The sequence below is a fragment of the Cetobacterium sp. NK01 genome (assembly GCF_024506395.1).
Classification (GTDB): Bacteria; Fusobacteriota; Fusobacteriia; order Fusobacteriales; family Fusobacteriaceae; genus Cetobacterium_A; species Cetobacterium_A somerae_A.
Genome location: NZ_JANIBO010000001.1, coordinates 1549192 through 1572623, shown reverse-complemented (window position 1 = coordinate 1572623; position 23432 = coordinate 1549192). Strand labels below are relative to the sequence as shown.

Below are 23432 nucleotides of genomic sequence, written 5' to 3'. Positions count from 1 at the left end.
TTCTATTTTTTTTAATATATTAGTCAAAAATTGCCTGTATATACTCTTTACTATTAAATTCTCTTAAATCCTCTATTCCTTCACCTACTCCAATATATTTAATAGGTTTCTTTAACTCTTCTGAAATACTAAATAGTATTCCTCCTTTTGCTGTTCCGTCTAATTTTGTTACAATAAATCCAGTTAAATTTGTAACTTCATTAAATACTCTTGCTTGAATCAATCCATTTTGTCCAGTAGTTCCATCTAAAACTAATATTGACTCATAAGATTCATCTCCTATTTTCTTTTTAATAATATTATTAATCTTCTCTAATTCTTTCATCAAATTATTCTTATTATGCAATCTTCCTGCTGTATCTATTATTACAACATCTGCATTTTTATCCTCACCAGCTTTTAATGTATCAAAAACTACTGCTCCAGGATCTGCTCCAGCTGGATGCTTTACAATTTCTGCTCCGGCTCTTTTTGCCCACTCTTCTAGTTGTTCAACCGCTGCAGCTCTAAAAGTATCAGCAGCACCTATAACAACTTTCTTACCATCTTTAACTAATTTAGCTGCAATTTTTCCAATAGTAGTGGTTTTCCCTACACCATTTACTCCTACTATTAGTATTACATTCATTTTTCCTGGTTGTATATTTAATTTTGTATTTTCTGTAATTAAATATCCTTCTAACACATCTTTTAATACAGGATATACATCTTCTGGCTTTTTTACACCCCTCACTTTTACTTCAGCTTTTAAATCTTTAACAATTTTCAAAGTCATTTCGATACCTATATCTGATTGTACTAAAGTATCCTCTAGCTCTTCGTACATCTCACCATCCACAATCGATTTACCTGTAAATATATTTTTTAAAGTACCAAATAGACCTTCTCTTGATTTAAATAACTTTTCTTTTAATGAAGTAAAGAAACTTCTTTTTTCAACCTTTGGTTTCTCTATATAAACTACTTCATCTTTTATTTCTTCCTTTTGTATTTCTTGCTCTTCAGAAGATTCTTTTTCTAGGGCTTTTTCTACAGCTTCTTCTATTTTTTTATCTTCTTTTATTTCTTCTTCTTTTATCTCACTAATAGTCTCAATCTCTTCTTGAACTATTTCTTGTTCTAACTTTTCTTTTTGCTCTTCAACTTTATCCTCTTTTTTTCTACCGAAAAGTTTATTAAAAAATCCCATTATACTCCTCCATATTATTTAGAAATTATATGTCTTACAGCTAGTATCCCCATTACAGCAGCTATATTTAGTCCACTTCCATATCCTGAACTATCTCCTGCTGCATATAATCCTTTTATATTAGTTTCCATATTAGCATCTATCTTTATTCTTGTACTTCTAAATTTAATCTCTGGGAAATATAATAATAAATCACTTGATGCAAATCCTGGTGTTATTTTATCATGTACTTCAATAAATTCTATTATATTATCAAGAATTCTTTTCGGACAAGCAAGAGCTATGTCTCCAGCTACATAATCCTCGGTTGTTGGTATAATGTTTAATCTTGCTATTGATTCATCCGTTGATCTTCTTCCAACTTTAAGATCACCATAAGATTGCATTAATATCTTTCCACCAGTTAACATCGATGACATTTTTGCTATTGCTGTTGCATATTCAAATGGTTGTTTAAATGGTTCTGTAAATGTTTTTGTACATAATAAAGCTAAATTTGTATTTTGTGATTTTTTATCTTTATATGCGTGTCCATTTGCTAAAACAACATCATCACTATGTTTTTCTGCTGCAATAAATCCACTTGGATTAGAACAGAAAGTTCTCATTTTATCTCTATATTTTGTTGTATGATAAATCATTTTAGCTTCGTAGAAGTTTTCATTAATGTCCTTCATTACTAAATCAGGAATTTCTACTCTAACTCCTAAGTCTACAGCTCCTGTTTCATAAGACACCCCTGATTCTTCACACATTTCCATCAGTTTTTTTGCTCCACTTCTTCCAAGGCCAATCACAACATTTTTTGAATAATAATTTTCTACTTCATCTTTCTTATTTTTTACAGTTACACCTTTAATTTCACCATTCTCTATTATTAGACCTTCAGCAGATCTTTCTGTTATAAATTCTACACCCTTTTCTAAAAGAGAATTCACCAATTTTGTATATAATTCTCTCGATCCATCTGTTCCTAAATGCATTGTTGGTGTATCAACCAATTGAACATTATTTTCAATACATCTCTTTTTCAAATCTAACATAACTTGATTATATTCTAATCCAGATGGTTTTTCATCAAAACCAAAATCTTTATATATGTCTGCTACGTATTGAATAGTTTCATTTACAATTACTTTCCCAGTTAAAACATGTACATCTCCACCAACTCTATAATCCATATTAAACTTAGAATCAGAGAATGCCCCTGCTCCTGAAACACCATATATTATTGCACAAGTTGGACATTTTACACATGTTCCTAATTTTTCTTTTGGACAAACTCTTTGTGTAAGCATCCTTCCTTTATCCAAAACTAAAATTTTTAAATCCTTATTTTTTTTAATGGCTTCGTAAGCTCCAAAAACTCCAGCTTGTCCTCCACCTAAAAATATAATATCGTACATTTATTTTCCTCCATTTATGTTCTTACTGTCTAATCCAGTTTACTTTTTCTAAATATATATCTTCTGGTAAATTAGGATGAATTTCTCCTGTTTTTTGAGAATAATTGTAATTCCATCCCCCAGTTTTAGTTGTATTTTCAAAATCTTGTACATCATAAACATTATTTGATGCTATTATTGAGTTACTTCCATATGTTTTTGCTAAAGTTTTTCGCCCATATATCTCTGCAAAAGATATTTTTCGTCCTTTTGAGTCAATATAATCTAAAATATGTAAATTTATATTTGCTCCTTCTTTAGTTAATTCTGGATAACTTCCTGTTTTTTGGTAATACTTTTCCAAGGCAATTCGTAACTCTTTTGTATTTCTAACAGTTTCATCTATTTTATATGTTCCAGTGAGATCATCGATACCTCTCATAGCCAAATAAATAAATAAAATTGTAACTCCAATATTTATAATCCAGTTTAAAGTAGTTATTCTTCCATCTTTTTCCATACTTTCATAACCTCATCTATCTTTTTGGTTTTATAAAAGCCTCTCTAATAATTATATCTCCACCTTTTGGTGATGTTATTTCAACTTCTAATGGTCCTCTTTTTACAGATAACCATCCTAACCCTTTAAATACTAGTTCTTCTCCTGTTTCAACAGTAAAAATTTCTACATTTTTTTCTAATGCATTAAATTCATCTCTACATTCGTCACACGGCGGATTTAAAAATTCTGCTTTTTGCATTAATTCTTGTGCTTTTTCTATATTTGTTTCATGAAATGTTACATCCTTAGAAGCATACAAAGAAAATATCGGTTTTAAATCTTCATCATTTAGAACTCTCATTTGAATCATTCCACCTATTAAAATAACTCTATCCTTTTGAACTTTATATGTTTTTCTTGAAATTTCATTAGCTGGTATTATACTTTGATTACATTCTTGACATACAAAATCTGAAAATCTTCCAGCTGGAATCAATCCTGGTGTATCTATAAGAGTTATTTTTGAAAATGGTATTTCAGTCTTAACACTTTTCAAAGTTGTTCCTGGAAATTTCGATACCGTAACTCTTTTAGCACCAATAAGTTTATTTATAATACTTGATTTCCCAACATTTGTAACACCTAAAACTAAAGCATTGGCACCATTAGGATAAAAATGTTTTATTTTTTTAAATATTCCATTTATTCCGTAACCATTTTTTGAACTTACTATAGCTACATCAAGAGGTGATATCCCCTCTTCTCCTAATCTTCCTTTTACCCAATCTGCAACTTCAGACGGATGTTTATCATCTGGAATTAAATCCAATTTATTTATTACTACAATTGAATCCATTTCTCTTAGAATATCTAATATTTCATCGTCAAAAGATCCCTCAAAATCAATAATATCAAATACAGGTATTGCTACATCTGCTTCCTCTAAACTCTTTTGAACCTCTTTTCTATAATCATCTTTTGTCATTTTTATAGGAATATATTGTCCATAGTTTTTTATTTTAAAACATCTTTGACAAAGCAATTCTTTATTATCTCCCTCTAAAACTGATTTAGGTAAATACCCATTAGAGTTGGGATTTTCTCCTTGAAGTTCAATTCCACATCCTATACATTTTTTTGTCATAAACTCTCCTTCAATCTATACTATTAATATTTTTATACCATATCTAACTCTTTAGACAGTTCTTTTTTCCTTTTTTTCTCTAAAGCTTCTAAATATATTTTTGTTGAATCTAAATTAGAATGTCCTAAAAGTTTTTGTAGCTGTAGTAAACTCATACCATTTTCTAACATATGAACTGCAAAAGTATGTCTAAAACTATGAGGACTAATCTCTTTTATTATTTTAGCCTTAATTCCATATCTATCTATAAGTCTTCTTAAAGAACGATCTGTTAATCTCCCTCCAGAACCATTAACAAATAATATTTCTTTATTGTATTTACTACCTAACTTTTCTTTTTTTGCTGCTATATATCTCTTAAAAAATTCTTTTGCTCTTTCACTAAAAAATACAGTTCTATATTTTTTAAAACTTGTTACAATAACTTCTCTATCATCTAAATTAAAAACATCTTCTCCTAATCCTAAAAGCTCTTGAGATGTGATTCCACTAGAATACAATAATTCTACAATCAATCTATCTCTCAAACTATGATAATTTTTTAATTCTATTGATTTTCTGATTCTCTTTATTTCATCTAAATCAAGTACTTCAGGAACCCCTCTATCGTAACTTGGTGCTACAATTAATTGAGCTGGATTATTTTTTACTTTTCCTATTTCTTTTAAATATTTAAAAAAAGATTTTAAAGATGATATCTTTCTATTTAAAGATCTTTTTCCTATATCACTACTTTGAAGTTCTATTAAAAATTCTCTAAAATTAAATCCATCTATATCTGATATTTTTTCCAAATCATTACATTTTAAAATATATTCATTAAATCTATATAAATCTATTCTTAATGATTTTATTGTATTTAAACTTTTCCCTTTTGCAAATTCACAGTAATATAAAAATTCTTTTATATCCACTAATAAATTAAGAGTACCCATCCCAAACTCCTTTTACTTCTCTTGACTTAACTTTTCATCCAAATAATCCAATGCTATTTTAGATATTTTATTATATTTCTCTTTTTTATCTTTAATTCTTTCATCTAAAGATTTTATAACACCAAAATTTGGCCCCATTGGTTGAAAGTTTTTTTTCTCTTCTGTTATATATTTTATAATTGCACCAATTGAACTTCTATCATCTAAAATTAAAGGTTCTTTTCCATTCATTTTTCTTAGAATATTTTTAGCAGCCATCAACCCTGTTGCAATTGCACAAACATATCCTTCACCACCAGTAATCTGACCAGCAAAATATATATTTTCATTCTCTTTTAGATTTAAAGCGGGAGTTAATAATTTTGTTGAATTTATGAAAGTGTTTCTATGCATTACTCCATATCTTACAAACTCGGCATTTTCAAGTCCTGGTATCATAGAGAATACTCTTTTTTGCTCTCCCCATTTTAAATTCGTTTGAAAACCTACTAAATTATATAATTTTCCGTCTTTATCATCTTGTCTTAGCTGAACAACAGCGAAATCTTCCTTTTCTGTTCTAGGATTAACTAGTCCTTTTGGTTTTAATGGTCCAAATAATAATGTTTTAAACCCTCTTTGAGCTATTCTTTCTACAGGCATACAAGCTTCAAATAATTTTTCCTCTTCGAATTTTTTTAAAGGAGCTCTTTCCGCTGTAATTAAAGCCTCATAAAAAGCTTCGTATTCTTCTTTATTCATTGGACAATTTATATATTCCCCTTCACCTTTATCATATCTAGATTGAAAATATACCTTATTTTGATCTATTGACTCTAAAGTTACAATAGGAGCTGCTGCATCATAAAAATATAGATAATCTTGCTTTAATGATTCTCCTATATTTTTAGATAAATCATCAGATGTTAACGGTCCACTAGCTACTATAACTAATTTATCTTTTGGGATCTCTTTTAACTCTTCATTTATTATTTCTATGTTTTCCATAGAATGCAACTTTTGTGTAATTTTCTCTGAAAAACCTTCTCTATCTACAGCTAGAGCTTGCCCCGCTGGAACTTTTACTTCATCTGCGATTTCAATTAATAAAGATCCCATTCTTCTAAGTTCTTCTTTCATTAATCCAGAAGCATTTCCCAAATGATCTCCCCCTAAAGAATTACTACATACCAATTCACCAAATTTATCGCTTTTATGAGCTTCTGTTGAAACTTTAGGTCTCATCTCATATAATTTAACTTTTACTCCACCTTTAGCTAACTGATAAGCAGCCTCTGATCCAGCTAATCCTGCTCCTATTACTATAACTTCTTTATTTATCATCTGTTCTCCTTTTTTTATACATACAAAAGTCTCGCCTATAAAGGCGAGTCCTTTTATTAATCTTTTTTTTCTTTTTCCAATTTTTTTATATTTTTACATTCAGGGTATCCAGTACAAGCTAAAAATTTACCCCATCTTCCCCTTCCAATTTTAAAAGGTCTTCCACATTTTTCACAATTACCTGCATTTTTTAATATTTCATTTTCTTCTTTTTGAATTTTATCCATAATCCATTTTAATTGAACTATACCATCTTTCTCTTCAATTGAACCATTTACAAGAAGTTTTTTTACTTCTCCTGGTAAAGATACTCTTTCATTATCTTCTTTAAAGTTTTCACTTTCTAAATAACTACCAAAACGTCCTAATTTCAAAAGAAATCTACTTCCTTCAGAAGAAAATACATCTGTTAATTTACCCTGCTTAACTCTTAATTGCTCCTCTAGTAAATCTTTTACTTTTATACTTCCATTTTTTATATCTTCTAAGGGTATTTCAATTCCTTTTAAAGAATATTTTTCTTTGCAATTTTCATCTATACAACATAAATATCTTCCAAATCTACCATTTTTCATAATCATATTCCCTTTTCCACATGGACAAGGAACATCTGAAGTTACTATTCTACTCGATTCTTCTTCTACTTTAATTTTATATAGTTCCAAATCTTTTGAAAGTTTTGAATAGAAATCTTTTAATATTTCAATCCAGTCTCTTTCACCCTCTTCAACTAAATCTAAACCATCCTCTAATGAAGCCGTGAATTTAACATCCATTATATCTTTAAAGTTTTTTTCTAATATTGATTTTATTTCATATCCTAGCTCTGTTGGAATAAAACTTTTTCCTTCTATAACAACATACTCTCTCTTTTTTAAAGTTTCTATTATTGAAGCATATGTTGATGGTCTTCCTATCCCATCAGCTTCTAATTTTTTTACTAAAGATGACTCTGTTAATCTTGAAGGTGGCTTTGTCCAATCCTCTTTTATATTTAATTTTTTTAGCTTTAAAAAATCTCCTTCATTTATAGTAGGAAATTCTCCCAAAGGAAGATCTTCTTCATCTTTAAAGACTTTATAATATCCATCAAAAATTATCTTATTTAAAGTTCCTCTAAACTGATAATCTCCATTTTCTAAAATTATTTCAAATTGCTCATATTGCATCGGAGCTAACTGAGATATCATAAATCTTTCCCATATAAGTTTATATAGCTTATATTGATCTGGAGCTAAATCTTTTTTTATTTTATCTGGCTCTAAATATATATCTGTTGGTCTTACAGCTTCGTGGGCATCTTGAATTTTTTCTTCTTTTTTCTTTTTTATGCCCTCTTTACCTAGATATTCTTTTCCAAAATTTTCTAAGATATAACTTTTTGCCATTTCTTTTGCTTCATCAGATATTCTTGTAGAATCTGTTCTCATATATGTTATTAAACCTTTTTGGTTTCCATCAATACTTATACCTTCGTATAACCCTTGAGCTACAGACATAGTTTTCGATGCAGAAAATCCTAAATATGATGATGAAAGTTGCTGTAATGTACTTGTTTTCAATGGTAGTGGTGGATTTTTAGTTTTTTTAGTTACTTTTGAATTTATAACTGAATATTCTGAATTAAGAGTTAACTGCACATTTTTAACAATATCCTCATCTGTAACTCTTTCAAATCTTTTTCCTTCAATTTTGTATAGAGAAAGGTTCATTTTATTTTCAAATTCACCTTTTATATCCCAAAATTTTTCAGGTATAAATTTTCTAATTTTATCTTCTAAATCACATATTAATTTTAAAGCAACTGATTGAACTCTTCCAGCACTAGTATTTGAAGAAATCGATTTCCATAAAAGTGGACTTATCTCGTATCCTACTAATCTATCTAAAATTCTTCTAGCTTGTTGAGCATTTACTCTATTTATATCAACTTTTCTAGGATTTTTTATTGCCTCTCTTATTGCTCCATTTGTTATTTCATTAAACTCTATTCTATTTGCTTCATTTTCATCTAATTTTAATGTTTGAGCTATATGCCAAGCAATAGCTTCTCCTTCTCTATCCGGGTCTGATGCTAAATAAACTTTATTTGACTTCTTTGCTAAATCTTTTAAAGTCTTTATTACATCTCCTTTTCCTCTTATCGTAGAATAGCTTGGTTTAAAATCATCTGCTACATCTACTCCGATTTTACTCTTTGGTAAATCTCTTACATGTCCAAAGGAAGCTGTAACATGAAAATTATTCCCCAATATTTTTTCAATTGTTTTCGCTTTTGCAGGTGATTCTACTATTACTAAATTTTTTTTCGCCACTGCTTTCACCCCTAATTTTTTCTCTATATACATTATTCGCTCTTAATTATATTAGAAATTATTAAAAAAATCAACTAAGGTCACTAAGTTTCCCATTTATAAACGCCTTCGATAATTTCCAGCTGGCAAACTTTGTACATATCCTTCTATTTCTAATTCCATTAAATTACTCAGCAATTCCTTAGTTTCACAAGTGATTTGTTCCTTTATTTCTTCTAGATGCATTTTCGTTTTTAATACACTATATATTTTTAATTTTATACCTGTCAATTTATTTAAATTTTTATTATTTTCAGTTTTTCTACTCCAATTATACTCTTTTAAAATATCATCCCCTGAAGTTATTAACTTTGCTTGAGATAATTTTATAAGCTCATTGCACCCTTGAGATAAAGGATAGGTTATATCTCCTGGAAGAGCAAAAACATCTCTTCCCTCTTCTAATGATAAACTTGCAGTTATTAAACTACCACCCTTTAAAGAACTTTCTATTATAATAGTTCCTTTAGATAATCCAGAAATTATTCTATTCCTTATAGGAAAATTTTTAGGTGCTGGCATTGTTCCTAAGGGAAATTCTGAAATAACTAGGCCTACTTTTTCAATCTCTTTCCTCATTTTTATATTTGTTCTTGGATAATATATATCTATTCCACATCCTAAGATAGCAATTGTATTTCCTTTTAGTTTTAAAGTTTCATTATGAGCTAAAGAGTCAATTCCTAAAGCTAATCCACTTACAATTACTACGTCACCATCTACAAGATCTTTTATTATTTTCTCGCATCCTAACTCTCCATATTTAGTAGCTCTTCTTGTTCCTACTACTGATATTACTCTTTCTTTAGTCAAAAGTTCTATATTTCCTTTATAAAAAAGAAAAAGTGGAGGCTTTGTAGTATTTTTCAAATTTTTAGGATATCTATAGTCGTTTATATCTATAAGTCCTATCCTATTATTCTCCAAATATTCCATAACCTCCAAATATTTTTCGCAAGTTTTTGAGTTCAATATCATTTGGGTATCATTTATGGTTAAATCCAGAGTTTTTGTAAGTTCTTGTAAGTTTTCAAAAATATCATTATATCTTTTACAATTTTCCATTAAAATTCTGATCTTACTACTTTTTAAACCTATTAATTTCAATCGATACCACTCCATCTCTCACCTCTTTTATCTAGAATATGTAGATGTTAACATGTTGCTTATCTCCTTTGATTGAGGGTATAATCTTCGTCCCTCTTGTAAAACTTCTCTTGCTCTTTCAATTTTTTTCTCTGCTAAATATATATCTCCTAAAGCTAAGAACCCCTCTACACTTGGTGAATAATTCATGTAAATTTGAATATCCTCTACAGCTTTATTATATCTCCCTAAATTTCTATAGGCTAATCCTCTTCCTAGATAAGCCTCTCTCATACTTGGTTCTATACTTATTGCAACACTATAAAAATCAACAGCTTTATTATAATTACCTATAAATCTATAGCTTGTTGCTGCACCGAATAGATTTCTTGAGCTATCAATATTGCTACTAAATATTTGCGCAGCTCTTTCATATTTTCTATTTCTAAAATATTGATCACCTAAATAAAAAACTTGATTCTCATTATTACTTATAGAATCTATATAACTTTTAAAATATCTTTCGTATTCTTTTAGTAATACCGCTGCTTTATCTCTATCGTCTTCTCTTGATATTTGACTTTCTAAGCTTTGAATATATGGCGGCCTTTGATCACTTAAGGCCATAAAACTAAAAAATAGAAATAATATTCCCACTAATTTTTTCATCTTAATTTATCTCCTCTACTTTACTAATTATTTTCCCATCTCTTAATATTGTTTCTATTCGATCTCCAACTTTTAATTTTTTACAATCTTTAACTATATGTTGATTTTTTCTAGTTATAGTATAACCTCTTTTTAAAATTTCTAAAGGATTCAAGGCAATTAACTTTTCTGTTCTAATTTTTATTTCGTAACTCTTTTCTCTAAGTACCTCTTTTAACCCTTTATTAAGTTTCTCTTCCTTTAAAAGAAGTTCGTAATTTTTTTCCTCTATTGTTTTTATAAAATTTTTTAAAACATAATTTTCTTTTAATTGATTTAGATCATTTTTTTTATTTTTTATTAGCCTATTAATACAATTTTTAACCTTTATTTCTTTTTCTAGAAGTTGTTTTTCAATATCTTTTTTTACTGGTATTGCTATTTCTATAGCTTGCGTTGGAGTTGCAGCTCTTATATCTGCTACTAAATCTGATAAAAGATTATCTATTTCATGCCCTACTGCTGATATTATTGGCTTTTCACTTTCATAAAATGCTCTAGCTACATCCTCTTCATTGAAAGCCCATAAATCTTCAACACTACCTCCACCACGACCTGCTATTATTAAATCAATATCTGATATTTTATTTAGAGTTTGTATTCCCTTTACTATCTCTTCTTTTGCTCCAATACCTTGAACTTTAGCCGAATATATATATATATCAATATTTGAAAATCTCTTCCTAGTTGTATTTATAATGTCATGAAATGCTGCCCCTGTATATGCTGTAACAACACCTATTGCTTTAGGATACTTTGGTAAAGTTTTTTTAAAAAGAGGTGAAAACAACCCCTCTTTTTCTAAAATTTTCTTTAACTCTTCTAATTTAGCAAACATCTCTCCTAGTTTATCTTCTTTTTGTATATGTCTAACTAAAACTTGAAAATCTCCTCTAGTCTCATAGAATCCCACATCTCCAAAAATTTTTATAGAATCTCCCTCTTTTAAATCTTCTGGTATTCTTTTAAACTTATAATTAAATGCTGCACATTTTATCTGACTTTTAGTATCTTTTAAAGTAAAATAAAGATGTCCACTTTTATAATAAGTAATACCTGATAACTCTCCCTTTAAAAAAAACTCTTGGAAATTTGGATTTTCATCAATGTAGCCCTTCACCATTCTATTAAATTCTGTTACATTATAAATTCTTTCTTCCATAATCAACTCCTACATTTCCAATAACATCAGCTTTAATTTATTCATTTCATCTCTTTTTTCAATAGCCTTTTCAAAATCTAACTCTTCAGATAGTTTTTTTATCTCTATCAATAATTTTTGAATCTCTTTCTCTATATCCCCTTTACATGTAAAGTGCTTAGATTCTACTATTTTTTCTTCTTCCACTTCCCAAGTAAAAATAGATTCTGAAACTTCTCTATATATATTTTTAGGTTCTATTTCATTTAAAACATTATATTTATTCTGCTTTTTTCTTCTTCTATTTGTTTCTTCTATAGCATATTTCATTGAATCAGTTATAATATCTCCATAAAGAATAACTCTTCCATCAACATTTCTAGCTGCTCTTCCTATAGTTTGGACTAATGATCTTTTGCTTCTTAAAAATCCTTCTTTATCAGCTTCTAGAATAGCAACTAAAGATACTTCAGGTATATCAAGTCCCTCTCTTAACAGATTTATTCCTATTAAAACATCAAATTCACCTTTTCTTAAACCTTTTATAATCTCTATTCTTTCTAAGGTATCTATGTCCGAGTGCATATATTTGACTTTTATACCAAAAGTTAAGTAATATTCTGTTAGTTCCTCTGCCATTTTTTTAGTAAGTGTAGTTATTAAAACTCTTTCTTTTTTTAGTGTATTTTTTCTTATCTCTTCTAGCAGATCATCAACTTGATTCTTAGTTTCTCTTACCTCTATAATAGGATCTAATATTCCTGTTGGTCTTATTAATTGTTCTGCTATATGTCCATTTGATTTTTCTATTTCAAAATCTCCTGGAGTTGCTGAAACAAAAATTGTTTGTCCACAATTTTCTCTAAATTCTTCAAATGTTAAAGGTCTGTTGTCTAAAGCTGATTTCAATCTAAATCCATTTTCTACAAGTGCTGTTTTTCGAGCTCTATCTCCATTATACATCCCCCTTATTTGAGGAACTCCTATATGAGACTCATCAATATAAACAATAAAATCTTTTGGAAAATAATCCATCAAGGTGTCTGGTTTATCTCCTGGATTTTTATGAGTTAAATATCTCGAATAATTTTCTATTCCTTTACAATATCCAACCTCTCTTATCATTTCTATATCATATTCTGTTCTTTGTTTAAGTCTTTGGGCTTCTAAAAGTTTCCCCTTATCTTCAAAATCTTTTACTTCTTTTTTTAAATCTTTTTTTATTTGTTCTATAATTCTTTCCTGTTCCCCTTCTTCTGTAACATAATGAGTAGCAGGAGAAATAGCTACTCTTTCTAAATTTCTCTTTATTTTTTGTCCTGTTAATGTATTTATCTCTGAAATCTCTTCAATTTCATCTCCCCAAAATTCAATTCTATAACCATTTTCCATATATGATGGGTAGATATCTATTACATCTCCTTTTACTCTAAATTTCCCTCTTTCAAAAGCAACATCATTTCTTTCATATCTTAGCTCTATTAACTTTGATATCAATTTTTTTCTACTATATCCTGTTTTTTTATCTATTGCAATAGTTAATTTCTTATATGTCTCTGGAGATCCTAATCCATAAATTGCTGATACTGATGCTACTATCACTACGTCTTTTCTATTTATCAAGGCTGCCGTTGCAGCATTTCTAAATTTATCAATCTCGTCATTTATTGATGAGTCTTTCTCTATATATGTGTCTGTTGTAGCTATATATGCTTCTGGTTGATAGTAATCATAGTAAGATACAAAATACTCTACAGCGTTTTCTGGAAAAAAACTTCTATATTCTGAAAAAAGTTGTGCTGCCAATGTTTTGTTTGGTGCTAAGATAAGTGCTGGTCTTCCACTTTCTTTTATTATATTTGCTATTGTGAACGTTTTTCCAGATCCTGTCACTCCTAATAAAGTTTGATCTTTAACTCCGTTTTCTAATCCTTTAAGTAAACTCTTAATTGCTTCTGGTTGATCTCCAGTTGGAATATATTTTGAATTTAATTTAAACATCTTATGACACCTCCATTAAAATAGGGAGAGGTCGCTCCTCTCCCTTAAAGTATCTCTTAATTATCGTTTAGAAAAATTGGAGTTTCAATTTTTAATATGTTTTTTCTCCCTTTGCTAGCTTCAATTAAAACAATGCTTGAATCTTTATCTCTTGAATAATGAACAAATTTAACTCTTTTAACTGAAAATCCATTTTTTATAAGTTCTTCTGTAATTTCTAAAAATCTATAGCTTTTATGTACCATAAAAAGCTCACCTCTTGGTTTTAATAACCTTTTAGCATTTGCTATAAACTCTTTCAAGTTAAGTTTTATTTCATGTCTTGCTATACTTTTTATATCTTTATCATTAATTTCTTTTCCATCCAAAACCATATATGGTGGATTTGAAATTATATAATCATATGTATTTCCTTCTTGGATATTTTTTATATCCATATTAACAACTTCTATTCTATCCTCTAATCCGTTTCTTTTAACATTTCTAATTGCTAAATCTGCAATTTCTTTTTGAATCTCTACCGCTTTTATTTTAGATATTTTATCTTTAGCACATAACAGTACTGGAATTATACCATTTCCTGTTCCAATTTCTAATATTTTAGAATTTTTCTTTCCATTGAAAAAATTAGCTAATAAAACCGCATCAGTTCCAAATCTAAATCCCTCTTTTTTTTGAATTAAAGTGTACCCTTCACAAATATTAGCTATATCTTCATTTTCAAAAATCATTTTCTTTTATTACTCCTTTTCTAAAACCTTATGCTGTAGCTCTTCTGTTGATAAAACATTCTGCAATTTCTTTGCTTCTTTTTTATTAAATTTTATCTCATCAATAAGAACCTTCATAATTCCTTTCCCTTCAACATCTACATATAAAAATCCATTTAATGGACTTATACTTGTTACTTTTCCCTCTCCTTTTTGAGTTTTAACAAGCTGATTCACAGCAGGATAAACTCTCAACGCTTCTTCATACTGTTTATATTCATAATTTATACAACAAAGTAATCTTCCACATACTCCAGATATCTTAGTCGGATTTATTACCAATCCTTGGTCTCTTGCCATTTTTATTGATACTGAATCAAATTTATTTATAAATGTTCTACAACAAAGCTCTTTTCCACATACTCCTATATTCCCAAGTATTCTAGCTTCATCTCTTACACCAATTTGTCTTAGTTCTATTCTTAATTTAAATATATTAGCTAAATCCTTTACCAAGTCTCTAAAATCAATTCTTCCTTCAGCTGTAAAATAAAATATTAATTTTGTTTTGTCAAAAGTATACTCTGTTTCTATTAGTTTCATTGGTAGTTTATGATGTGCAATTCTTTCTTTACAAACTTTAAATGCTTCTCTAGCTTCTTGACGAAGTAAATCATATTTTTTTATTTCATCTTCACTAGCTTTTTTTATTACAGGTTTTAATGGTAAAACTAATACTCTTTCTGGTAGTTGCATGGGTCCTCCATAGACAACTCCAATTTCTTTTCCTCTTATAGTATCAACTATTACTTTATCACCTTTTTTATACTCTAAATCATCTACTATTTCAAAACTATATCTTTTTTTAGTCGTCTCAAACATCACACCTAAAATGTTATATAATTTATTAGGATCTGATACTACTTCTTCTTTTACTTCTGCATTATCTTGTTGTACTGTTTCATCTATATTTTTATCTATATCTAAATTTCCTTGTGTCATATATCCTCCCGCGAAAATCTTAACATTCTACACTATAGAGTATACCATATTTTTTATCTTTTAAGAATTTATTTTATATAATTTAATTGTTCCTTTACTACCTCTTTCAAATTGTCGATAGATGAAAACTTTAATTCCAAATTTATATATTTTAAATTCGGAAGTTCATTAAATATAATTTTTAAATCTCCTCTATAAATCCTGTGTGGATCAAGTTTTTTCATATGTTCCCACTCTATTTTAAATTTCTGATTTCTATTTCCTATTGACCACTTCTCAATTTCTCCTGAAAAATCTTTTTTCAAATAGTTTTCAAAGCTAATTCCATTTACATGAACACCATATATGTATTTATTCAAGTCTTTTAAATTTTTAATTCTACTTAAAATATATCTATCTGCATCTTGAAAGTTCTTTATATTTTTTTCTGTGCATATTATATGAGATAAATCTAATAAAAAACCTTTATTTTTATACTTTACTCTTTCAAAAAAATATTTTGTTAATTCGTAATCTTTTAAAGTTAATCCTGGCCATGGTAAATTTTCAAAAAGCAGTAACGGTCCATCGCCTTTAAAAACTTCATTTACTATTTTCAAGGTTTCATCTAATACCTCTATAGATGTATAATCAAAATTACAAGTAAATATATCTTTAGGTCTTACGTGTGAAACATGAAAAACTAAATACTTTGCTCCAATTTTTTTTGCATCTTCAAATTGTTTTTTAAAAGTTTCTAATAAAATCTCTTTTTTAAAAGAACGATAATAACTTAATATTCCTTCATCATCGTAAAAATCTTCTCTTACCTTTTCCATATCCTCTCTCCAAAATTCTAACCAAGTAGGATAGTATAATAGATGTACTCCTTTTACAGGATACTTTTCATAACTTTCTAAAGGTAAATGATCCCCAATTATAGTTTCTATACCTGTTATACCTTCGTTTCTTAATTTTTCATATACTTTTAAAAATTTTTCTTCCTCTTCATTTTTAGGAATAAAACTAAAACTTATCATTTGAAAGCACTTCCTTCATCTGTTTTAAAGATTTTAAAACTCTTGTTGATGGTCTATTAATCCCTTCGTCTATAAAATATACTTTTCCAGTTTTTATAGCATCAATCTCTTGCCATTCTGGTCTACTTTTTATATCCTCTATAATCTCTTTTCTATCCTCACCTACAAATATAAATTCAGGATTTTTTTCAATAATAGATTCTAAAGTCGGTGAAATCCATCCCTCTTGATTTTCAAATATATTTTTTCCACCAGCATTTTCTATAACATCATTTAAAAATGTTTTTCCTCCTGTTGTATATATAGGATTATTTAAAATTTCAAAGTATACTCGCTTTCCCTTTCCCTTTTGTGATTTTAACTTTTCTAATTCTTCAGCATAATTATTTTTTAAATTATCACTCTTTTTTCTCTCATTTAAAAGATTTCCAATTTCATCTATAGAATTTTTAACTTCTTCTAATGAATTTGGAGTTTTCATTACATAAATAGGAATTCCAACCTCATCAAAAATATTTAAGCTCTCTTTTCCTTTAGATAGATTGTGTTGGGATGTTATAACTAAATCTGGCATCAGTTCCATTATTTTTTCTTCATTCAATCTATCTGTATTTAGAATTCCTTTACCTTCTAATTCTTTAGATATTTTTTCAGAATATATATCTACTCCAGCTAAAATATTAACTAATCCCATATCTACTATTATCTCTGTATTTGATGGAACTGTTGAAATTATTCTTTCTACTTTTTCAGGAATTTCAACTTTACGACCAATTCCATCTACTAATATTCTTGAATATCCAATTGAAAATACAAATATATTTAACATAAATACCTTTTTTAACACTCGCCCACCTCTTCTATAAAAATATATTTCAATTATAACACATATGTAAAAAATGCTCTTCTCATATATTGAAAAGAGCATTTTTTATTAAAAACTATATTTAAATCCAATATAATAATTTCTTTCTGGTGCAGGGTAGTAATTACGAGTTTTACTATAACTACTATATCCTACATAATCATAATATTTTTCATTAAATAAATTATTAATTCCAGCATTTATAACTAATCCATCTTGAAAATCATATACAAAAGTTAATCCACTTAATAAATAGCTATCTATTTTCTCTCTTTCATTGGCTTCATCATTACTATCGTAAGATTTTCCATAGTATTCCCAAGAGTTATTCATACTTAATTTTTCATTAAATTTATAATTAAAGTTTAATACTCCCTTTATATTAGGAATTCCAGGAATATCTTTCCCTTCTTTAAACTCTGTTTTCATATAAGTTATTGATTCCGATATTGTCAATTTATCAAAATAGTGTTCTAAAGAAAACTCTATTCCTTTTCTCTTACTTGTTCCATCTAAATTTCTATTTTTATTAAATTCATCGTTTTTATTTACTCCATAGAAAATTTCATTTTCTGTTTCTATATAGAATACTGATGTTGAGATATATGTATTCCCTACAAAATCCTTTACTCCAATTTCATAAGTTTCTGTTTTTTGAGGATTAAATTCTCCTGCCCAAGCATTTATTTCATCTGTATTAGGTGCTCTAAATCCTTTGGTATAGCTTACATATGTAGATCCCGAATCAGAATATAAATAGCTTCCTGTCAGTTCTATTGCATCTTCTTTAAACTTTCTTGTTGCAAATCTATCTCCCTTGTATTCAATATTTTGCCTTCTGTATCCTTGAGTAAATCTAAACTTCTCTATTGTAGAACTATTTATTATAAATCCACCTAAAGAGTTTTTTTCAGATTTTCCATTTCCATAAGCAAAATCTCTTGTCTCTCCCTGATAAATATCTCCACCAAATACAACATAATTCTCATCTAAATATGAATATTTAAGTTGTGGCTTTAAATATTTAACTTCTGTCTTGTAATTACTTCCATTTGAAGAGTAGTTTTCATGAGCATATCTTCCTAATAGTTTAAATTCTAAATCAGAATTTATATTATATAAGTAATCTCCTACAAAATTATTTTTCTCTGTTTTTCCATCAATTCTCCAAGCATTTGGATTAGATTGTGTTCTGTCTTCATTAACTTCATCTTTAGTCAATGCTCCCGGAGCTTTAAAATCATTTTTAGAATAATTATATTTAAATTTTAACTCTCCATCATTAAGTTTATATCTACTTCTAAATCCAAAACTTTGTAAATCATCTTTAGAATAATCCCTATATCCATCTTTTTCTTTTTTCAAATAATCTACTTCAACTAAAAGCTTTTCTCCTATTTTAGTTCCATATGTAATTTGCTGTTTTTTTAATCCATAAGATCCTATTTCACTATTTAAGCTTCCATAATTTTTTTTATTTTCAGGTGCTTTTGTCACTATATTTATTGTTCCTCCAACTGCTCCATCTCCGTATAAAACTGACCCTCCAGAAGGTATTACTTCAATTCTCTCTATATTATCTACTGGAATATTGCTTGTTTGATATCCTGATAAATCAATCGAATTAATTGGCGCTCCATCAACTAATACTATAACATTTGACTTTGCTGTAGGCCCTTGACCTCTTATATCAAAAGCGGCATCTGCTCCACCCATCTCTTTTACAGTGACACTTGATACTAATTTTAAAGCTTCTGCTACTGTTTTCGCTCCCCTTTGCGTTATCTCTTCCCCTGTTAATACAGTTATATTTTTAGGTATATCTGCTATTGTTGTCTCTGTATTTTCACTTGTTATAACACTTTCTTCTAACTTCACAACCTTGTCTTGTCCCATTGATAAACTAGATGCAAGAATCAATCCTGCAATATAAAATCTTTTTTTCATTTAATTTAATCCTCCCATTCTGTCACTCGCAGTTTATTTTTATGGCAGGTATCCTGACTCAACTTCATCCTCCAATAGCCCTTCCCAGTTTCCCAGTGGTTTATCTATTTTTGTCCATTTTACAGTGGCGTGACCGTTTAAGCTTTTCACTTAATTCCCTTTTAATTTATAAAAACCATAACGTCTTATTATACTATAATCACTTCATTTTTAAAAGTTTTAAACAATAAGTGAACAAAATATATTTTAAATTAACCTTGATTTATTTATATTTTTTAAGTACAATTTAGATAAAAAATTTTTAAGGAGAGTTTATGAAAAATATTATCCCAGGTTATTTTTATATTTTTGACACTCCATTTGGTTTACTTAAAATTGAAGAATTAAATAATGAAATTATTAAAATTGAACTTAACAACCCTACTTCAAATAGAACTTTTAAACTTACAAAATTTTTAAAAGAGTCGTTTAAAGAGATTGATGAATTTCTAAATGGCAAGAGAAAAAAATTTACATTTAAAATAAATCCTATTGGAACAGAGTTCCAAAAATCTGTTTGGACAGCATTACTTAATATTCCTTATGGAGAAGTTAAAACTTATAAAGATATTGCAATTGCTATTGGCAATCCTAAGGCATGTAGAGCTGTGGGATTAGCAAACAACAAAAATCCCATCCCCATAGTTATTCCTTGTCATAGAGTAATTGGTTCTAATGGCAAACTAACTGGATATGCCTATGGATTATCTATAAAATCCCATTTACTTAATTTAGAAAAAGGTGCAAAATAATTTTGCACCTTTTTTTTAAGCTTCAACTACATTTTTAAAAACTACTTTCTCTACTATATAAACCGTTATTAAATTAGTAAAAAATCCTGGTAATAACTCATACATATAACTATCTAATCCTAAAACTTTCCACATTAAAAATATAAACATTCCAACTAAAATTCCCGATAAAACACTTTTACTATTCACATTTTTAAAATAAAGCACCGATATTATCGCTGGTCCAAATATTGTTCCAAAACCTCCCCATGCGTAAGCTACTAATGACAGTACTTTAGCATTTTGATTTAAAGCAAATAGTAATGCTAATAAAGCGATTACAACAACACATAGTCTTCCAACCCACATTATCTCTTTGTCAGAAACATCTTTTTTCATATATTTATAAAAGTCTTCTGTTAAAGTAGTTGATGAAACTAACAATTGTGAATCTATCGTTGACATTATAGCTGATAATATTGCAGCTAATAAAATTCCTGCTACCCAAGGATTAAACAACTCTTTTATCATATAGATAAATATTTTTTCTGCATCTCCTCCTAACTCTGCAACATTTTTAAAAAGTGGTATTCCTAAAAGTCCAATTGCTATTGCTCCAATTAAAGAGATAATTACCCATATCATAGCTATTCTTCTAGATTTTTTTAATTCTTTTACATCACTTATACTCATAAATCTAACTAAAATATGAGGTTGTCCAAAATATCCTAATCCCCAAGCTAAAGAAGACAATACTCCTAATATTCCTATATTCTCTCCATTTTGTTTAAATATATTAAATGAAATTCCTTTCAACTCAATTCCTTGTCTAACTGTCTCAATATCTCCAATTTTATAATATGCTGCTAACGGAACAGCTATTATAGCTAAAAACATTAGCCCTCCTTGAAAAAAATCTGTCCAACAAGAAGCTAAATATCCTCCCATAAATGTATAAACAACTATTGTTACTGCACCAATTATTACTGCAACTTTGTAATCAATTCCAAGTATTGATTCAAATAGTTTTCCTGCTGCTACCAGTCCAGATGATGAATAAATTGTAAAGAAAAATAGTGTTCCTAAAGCTAGAACTTTTCTTATTGTTCCTTTATCATCTTTTAATTTTTTTTCTAAAAATGTTGGTAAAGTTAAGGTATCTTCTATTTCAGTTTCAACTCTAAGTTTTGGAGCTATAAATTTCCAATTTAAATATGTTCCCACGGTTAAACCTATTACAACCCAAATTTGTCCAAATCCTGAAAGATATACTGCTCCTGGTAATCCCATTAATAACCATCCACTCATATCACTAGCTTGTGCTGATAGCGCAGTTACCCAACTTCCTACTCCTCTACCTCCTATTAAGTAATCCTCGGAACTGGAGGTTTTTCCATAAAAATAAACTCCTACTCCTATTAAAAATAATAAATATGCTCCAAATGTAATAAATGTTTCTACTCCTATCATTTTATACTCCTCCCAAATTTTTAATAAAAATAAAAGAGGGTCACTCAAGTACAGTTTTGTACCTAAGTGACCCTCATCAAAAGAATCCTATTAAAAATAATCTTTTATTAAAAGTTATTTCCCCTTAGATACAGATCCAAAATCGTAACACAAAATGGATCTGTATCTAAACATAAACTAATGCTTAAAACACAAATCCCTATCTAGGGGGGATGGGTTGTCTATTTACATTATTTGAAATAACTTGATCTTTTCTCATTAGAACTCTCCTTTAATTTTTTATTTTCATTATGGTAACATATGAAAATAATTTTGTCAATTTTTATTTCCAAGTTAATATTCCCTCTTGAGAATTAAAAACTTTTGCGAATCCCTCTTCTAATAAAATTAAAGCTGCTGTTTTAGAACGAACTCCGCTTCTACAAAAAGTTATATACGTCTTATTTTTATCCAGTTCAACAACTCTTTCTTCTAATTCATGTAGTGGAACATTTAAACTATCTTCAACTGATTCTTCCCAGTATTCATCTTCTGTTCGTACATCTAAAAGTACTGTATTCTCCTGTGTTAGCAGTTCTTTTACTTCAATTTTATTTAATGTTTGATATTTTTTCATAATTTTTCCTTAATTAAATAGAGGTTTAATCTCTTCTATCCACGCTTTGATTCTATCAGGTGTTTCATTATCTTGATTACTTTCATCTAAAGCAAGACCAATAAACTTATCATCCACAACTGATTCAGTTTCTTCATAGCTATATCCTTCTGTTGAAGTAAATCCTATTACTTTAGCACCTTTAGCTATAACTGCATCATATAATTTTCTCATTGCTCCAACATATGACTCACCAAATGCAAATTGATTTCCTACACCTACTATTCCTACTACTTTATTAGTAAAATCTAAACTTTTTAATTTATCATACACATTTTCCCAATCTTTTTGTAGCTCTCCAACTCCATAAGTTGGTGAAACTAAAATTAGATTTTCAATATTCTCCATCTCATCAATTCCATTTGCTACATCAAAAACCTCGTATTCCTCTCCTCTTAAGTAAAACTCTATTTCATCAACTATTCCAGCTGTTATTCCTGATGTTGTTCCATAAAAAATTCCTATTTTTTTCATAATTAATTTCCTCCTAAATTTTTCAAACCAGTTATATCTTTTATAACCTCACTTGCAATTATAAGACCTGCTACAGATGGTACAAAAGATATACTTCCTACGTTATTTTGCTTCTCTCTATTATTCTCTAAATTCTTCGGTTTCATTGGTAGTTCTTTTGAAAATAATACCTTTACCTTCTGAATTCTTCTCTTTTTTAATTCTGCTCTCATAACTTTTGCTAATGGGCAAACAGATGTTTTTGATATATCTGCAATCTCTAACATTGTTGGATTTATTTTATTTCCTGTTCCCATTGATGATATAATTGGAATTTTTAATTCCTTTGCTATAGTTATTAAATCTAATTTTGCTGTAACTATATCTATCGCATCAACAATATAAGTATATTTTTTATTTTCTGAAAAGAATATTTCTCTTTTGTCTTTAAAAAATTTCTCTTTATAGGCATTTATCTTTATATTTGGATTTATTGATAAAGCTCTTTCTTTTATAATTTCAACCTTGTCTTTACCAACAGTATCTTGAGTAGCGATTATTTGTCTGTTAAGATTTGTTATATCAACTGTATCAAAATCAACAACTGTCAACTCCCCAACACCAGCTCTAACTAAAGCTTCTACTACAAATCCACCTACTCCTCCCACTCCAAATACAAGCACATGGGAACCGTTTAACTTATTTAAGTTTTCTGTACCGATCAACAACTCTGTTCTTTGAAAAATCATCTATTTACCAACCTTTTTATATTC

The 23432-nt window shown here is 28.4% G+C and carries 21 protein-coding genes and 1 riboswitch; of the genes, 1 reads left to right on the top strand and 20 read right to left on the bottom strand.

Features of this window, described 5'->3' with window-relative positions; translation table 11 throughout:
- Positions 1–19: 19 nt before the first annotated feature.
- The 16 genes from ftsY to NON08_RS07585 form a co-directional block, all read right to left on the bottom strand.
- Positions 20–1189, bottom strand: a complete 1170-nt coding sequence (ftsY, locus tag NON08_RS07660) for a signal recognition particle-docking protein FtsY (RefSeq protein ID WP_256690868.1) — start codon at positions 1187–1189, stop codon at positions 20–22.
- Positions 1190–1203: 14 nt separating this feature from the next.
- Complete coding sequence (locus tag NON08_RS07655) at positions 1204–2595, bottom strand: NAD(P)/FAD-dependent oxidoreductase (protein WP_256690867.1); 1392 nt, start codon at positions 2593–2595, stop codon at positions 1204–1206.
- Between the two features lie 22 nt (positions 2596–2617).
- Positions 2618–3094: a hypothetical protein gene (locus NON08_RS07650; protein ID WP_256690866.1), complete on the bottom strand. Its 477-nt coding sequence runs from the start codon at positions 3092–3094 to the stop codon at positions 2618–2620.
- Between the two features lie 16 nt (positions 3095–3110).
- Positions 3111–4220: a ribosome biogenesis GTPase YqeH gene (gene yqeH, locus NON08_RS07645; protein WP_256690865.1), complete on the bottom strand. Its 1110-nt coding sequence runs from the start codon at positions 4218–4220 to the stop codon at positions 3111–3113.
- Positions 4221–4252: 32 nt separating this feature from the next.
- Entirely contained in the window at positions 4253–5155 is a 903-nt protein-coding gene (locus NON08_RS07640; protein WP_256690864.1) for a tyrosine-type recombinase/integrase, read from the bottom strand.
- A 12-nt stretch (positions 5156–5167) separates the two neighbouring features.
- Positions 5168–6475: a methylenetetrahydrofolate--tRNA-(uracil(54)-C(5))-methyltransferase (FADH(2)-oxidizing) TrmFO gene (trmFO, locus tag NON08_RS07635; RefSeq protein WP_256691237.1), complete on the bottom strand. Its 1308-nt coding sequence runs from the start codon at positions 6473–6475 to the stop codon at positions 5168–5170.
- Between the two features lie 59 nt (positions 6476–6534).
- Positions 6535–8826, bottom strand: a complete 2292-nt coding sequence (topA, locus tag NON08_RS07630; protein ID WP_256690862.1) for a type I DNA topoisomerase — start codon at positions 8824–8826, stop codon at positions 6535–6537.
- Between the two features lie 63 nt (positions 8827–8889).
- Positions 8890–9954, bottom strand: a complete 1065-nt coding sequence (gene dprA, locus NON08_RS07625; RefSeq protein WP_256690861.1) for a DNA-processing protein DprA — start codon at positions 9952–9954, stop codon at positions 8890–8892.
- Between the two features lie 12 nt (positions 9955–9966).
- On the bottom strand, positions 9967–10587 hold the full coding sequence (locus NON08_RS07620) for a tetratricopeptide repeat protein (protein ID WP_256690859.1): 621 nt from the start codon (positions 10585–10587) through the stop codon (positions 9967–9969).
- 1 nt (position 10588) lies between these two features.
- Complete coding sequence (gene xseA / locus NON08_RS07615; protein ID WP_256690858.1) at positions 10589–11788, bottom strand: exodeoxyribonuclease VII large subunit; 1200 nt, start codon at positions 11786–11788, stop codon at positions 10589–10591.
- A gap of 9 nt (positions 11789–11797) precedes the next feature.
- A complete protein-coding gene (gene uvrB, locus NON08_RS07610) occupies positions 11798–13768 on the bottom strand; it encodes an excinuclease ABC subunit UvrB (protein WP_256690857.1) in 1971 nt (656 codons plus the stop codon).
- A gap of 56 nt (positions 13769–13824) precedes the next feature.
- Positions 13825–14499, bottom strand: coding sequence for a tRNA1(Val) (adenine(37)-N6)-methyltransferase (locus NON08_RS07605; RefSeq protein WP_256690856.1), 675 nt, complete (start codon positions 14497–14499; stop codon positions 13825–13827).
- A gap of 9 nt (positions 14500–14508) precedes the next feature.
- Positions 14509–15447, bottom strand: coding sequence for a stage 0 sporulation family protein (locus NON08_RS07600; protein WP_413774044.1), 939 nt, complete (start codon positions 15445–15447; stop codon positions 14509–14511).
- A 101-nt stretch (positions 15448–15548) separates the two neighbouring features.
- Complete coding sequence (locus NON08_RS07595; protein ID WP_256690855.1) at positions 15549–16499, bottom strand: TIM barrel protein; 951 nt, start codon at positions 16497–16499, stop codon at positions 15549–15551.
- Positions 16486–17346 (bottom strand): ABC transporter substrate-binding protein, encoded by an 861-nt coding sequence (locus tag NON08_RS07590; protein ID WP_256690854.1) that lies wholly within the window; start codon positions 17344–17346, stop codon positions 16486–16488. The genes NON08_RS07595 and NON08_RS07590 overlap by 14 nt, the downstream gene beginning before the upstream one ends.
- A gap of 87 nt (positions 17347–17433) precedes the next feature.
- A complete protein-coding gene (locus tag NON08_RS07585; RefSeq protein ID WP_256690853.1) occupies positions 17434–19311 on the bottom strand; it encodes a TonB-dependent receptor in 1878 nt (625 codons plus the stop codon).
- 25 nt (positions 19312–19336) lie between these two features.
- Positions 19337–19506, bottom strand: a riboswitch (cobalamin riboswitch).
- A 119-nt stretch (positions 19507–19625) separates the two neighbouring features.
- Here NON08_RS07585 and NON08_RS07580 point away from each other — a divergent pair.
- Complete coding sequence (locus tag NON08_RS07580) at positions 19626–20102, top strand: methylated-DNA--[protein]-cysteine S-methyltransferase (protein ID WP_256690852.1); 477 nt, start codon at positions 19626–19628, stop codon at positions 20100–20102.
- Positions 20103–20117: 15 nt separating this feature from the next.
- On the opposite strand, the gene putP is transcribed toward NON08_RS07580, so the two are convergent.
- The 4 genes from putP to NON08_RS07560 all read right to left on the bottom strand — a co-directional run bounded on the left by putP (position 20118) and on the right by NON08_RS07560 (position 23408).
- Positions 20118–21551 carry a sodium/proline symporter PutP gene (gene putP / locus NON08_RS07575; protein ID WP_256690851.1) on the bottom strand — a complete coding sequence of 478 codons (1434 nt, stop codon included), beginning with the start codon at positions 21549–21551 and terminating at the stop codon, positions 20118–20120.
- A gap of 322 nt (positions 21552–21873) precedes the next feature.
- A complete protein-coding gene (locus NON08_RS07570; RefSeq protein ID WP_256690850.1) occupies positions 21874–22167 on the bottom strand; it encodes a rhodanese-like domain-containing protein in 294 nt (97 codons plus the stop codon).
- 9 nt (positions 22168–22176) lie between these two features.
- The gene (locus NON08_RS07565) at positions 22177–22680 is read right to left on the bottom strand and encodes a flavodoxin (protein ID WP_256690849.1); all 504 of its coding nucleotides are present in this window, start codon (positions 22678–22680) and stop codon (positions 22177–22179) included.
- Between the two features lie 2 nt (positions 22681–22682).
- Positions 22683–23408, bottom strand: a complete 726-nt coding sequence (locus tag NON08_RS07560) for a ThiF family adenylyltransferase (RefSeq protein WP_256690848.1) — start codon at positions 23406–23408, stop codon at positions 22683–22685.
- Positions 23409–23432: the final 24 nt, after the last annotated feature.

Coding starts and splice junctions, on each gene's coding strand:
- NON08_RS07560 (WP_256690848.1), bottom strand. CDS start 23,408: ATGATTTTTCAAAGAACAGAGTTGTTGATCGGTACAGAAAACTTAAAT.
- topA (WP_256690862.1), bottom strand. CDS start 8,826: ATGTATATAGAGAAAAAATTAGGGGTGAAAGCAGTGGCGAAAAAAAAT.
- NON08_RS07605 (WP_256690856.1), bottom strand. CDS start 14,499: ATGATTTTTGAAAATGAAGATATAGCTAATATTTGTGAAGGGTACACT.
- NON08_RS07570 (WP_256690850.1), bottom strand. CDS start 22,167: ATGAAAAAATATCAAACATTAAATAAAATTGAAGTAAAAGAACTGCTA.
- putP (WP_256690851.1), bottom strand. CDS start 21,551: ATGATAGGAGTAGAAACATTTATTACATTTGGAGCATATTTATTATTT.
- NON08_RS07585 (WP_256690853.1), bottom strand. CDS start 19,311: ATGAAAAAAAGATTTTATATTGCAGGATTGATTCTTGCATCTAGTTTA.
- NON08_RS07640 (WP_256690864.1), bottom strand. CDS start 5,155: ATGGGTACTCTTAATTTATTAGTGGATATAAAAGAATTTTTATATTAC.
- NON08_RS07655 (WP_256690867.1), bottom strand. CDS start 2,595: ATGTACGATATTATATTTTTAGGTGGAGGACAAGCTGGAGTTTTTGGA.
- yqeH (WP_256690865.1), bottom strand. CDS start 4,220: ATGACAAAAAAATGTATAGGATGTGGAATTGAACTTCAAGGAGAAAAT.
- uvrB (WP_256690857.1), bottom strand. CDS start 13,768: ATGTTTAAATTAAATTCAAAATATATTCCAACTGGAGATCAACCAGAA.
- NON08_RS07620 (WP_256690859.1), bottom strand. CDS start 10,587: ATGAAAAAATTAGTGGGAATATTATTTCTATTTTTTAGTTTTATGGCC.
- NON08_RS07595 (WP_256690855.1), bottom strand. CDS start 16,499: ATGATAAGTTTTAGTTTTATTCCTAAAAATGAAGAGGAAGAAAAATTT.
- NON08_RS07565 (WP_256690849.1), bottom strand. CDS start 22,680: ATGAAAAAAATAGGAATTTTTTATGGAACAACATCAGGAATAACAGCT.
- NON08_RS07650 (WP_256690866.1), bottom strand. CDS start 3,094: ATGGAAAAAGATGGAAGAATAACTACTTTAAACTGGATTATAAATATT.
- xseA (WP_256690858.1), bottom strand. CDS start 11,788: ATGGAAGAAAGAATTTATAATGTAACAGAATTTAATAGAATGGTGAAG.
- NON08_RS07580 (WP_256690852.1), top strand. CDS start 19,626: ATGAAAAATATTATCCCAGGTTATTTTTATATTTTTGACACTCCATTT.
- dprA (WP_256690861.1), bottom strand. CDS start 9,954: ATGGAGTGGTATCGATTGAAATTAATAGGTTTAAAAAGTAGTAAGATC.
- ftsY (WP_256690868.1), bottom strand. CDS start 1,189: ATGGGATTTTTTAATAAACTTTTCGGTAGAAAAAAAGAGGATAAAGTT.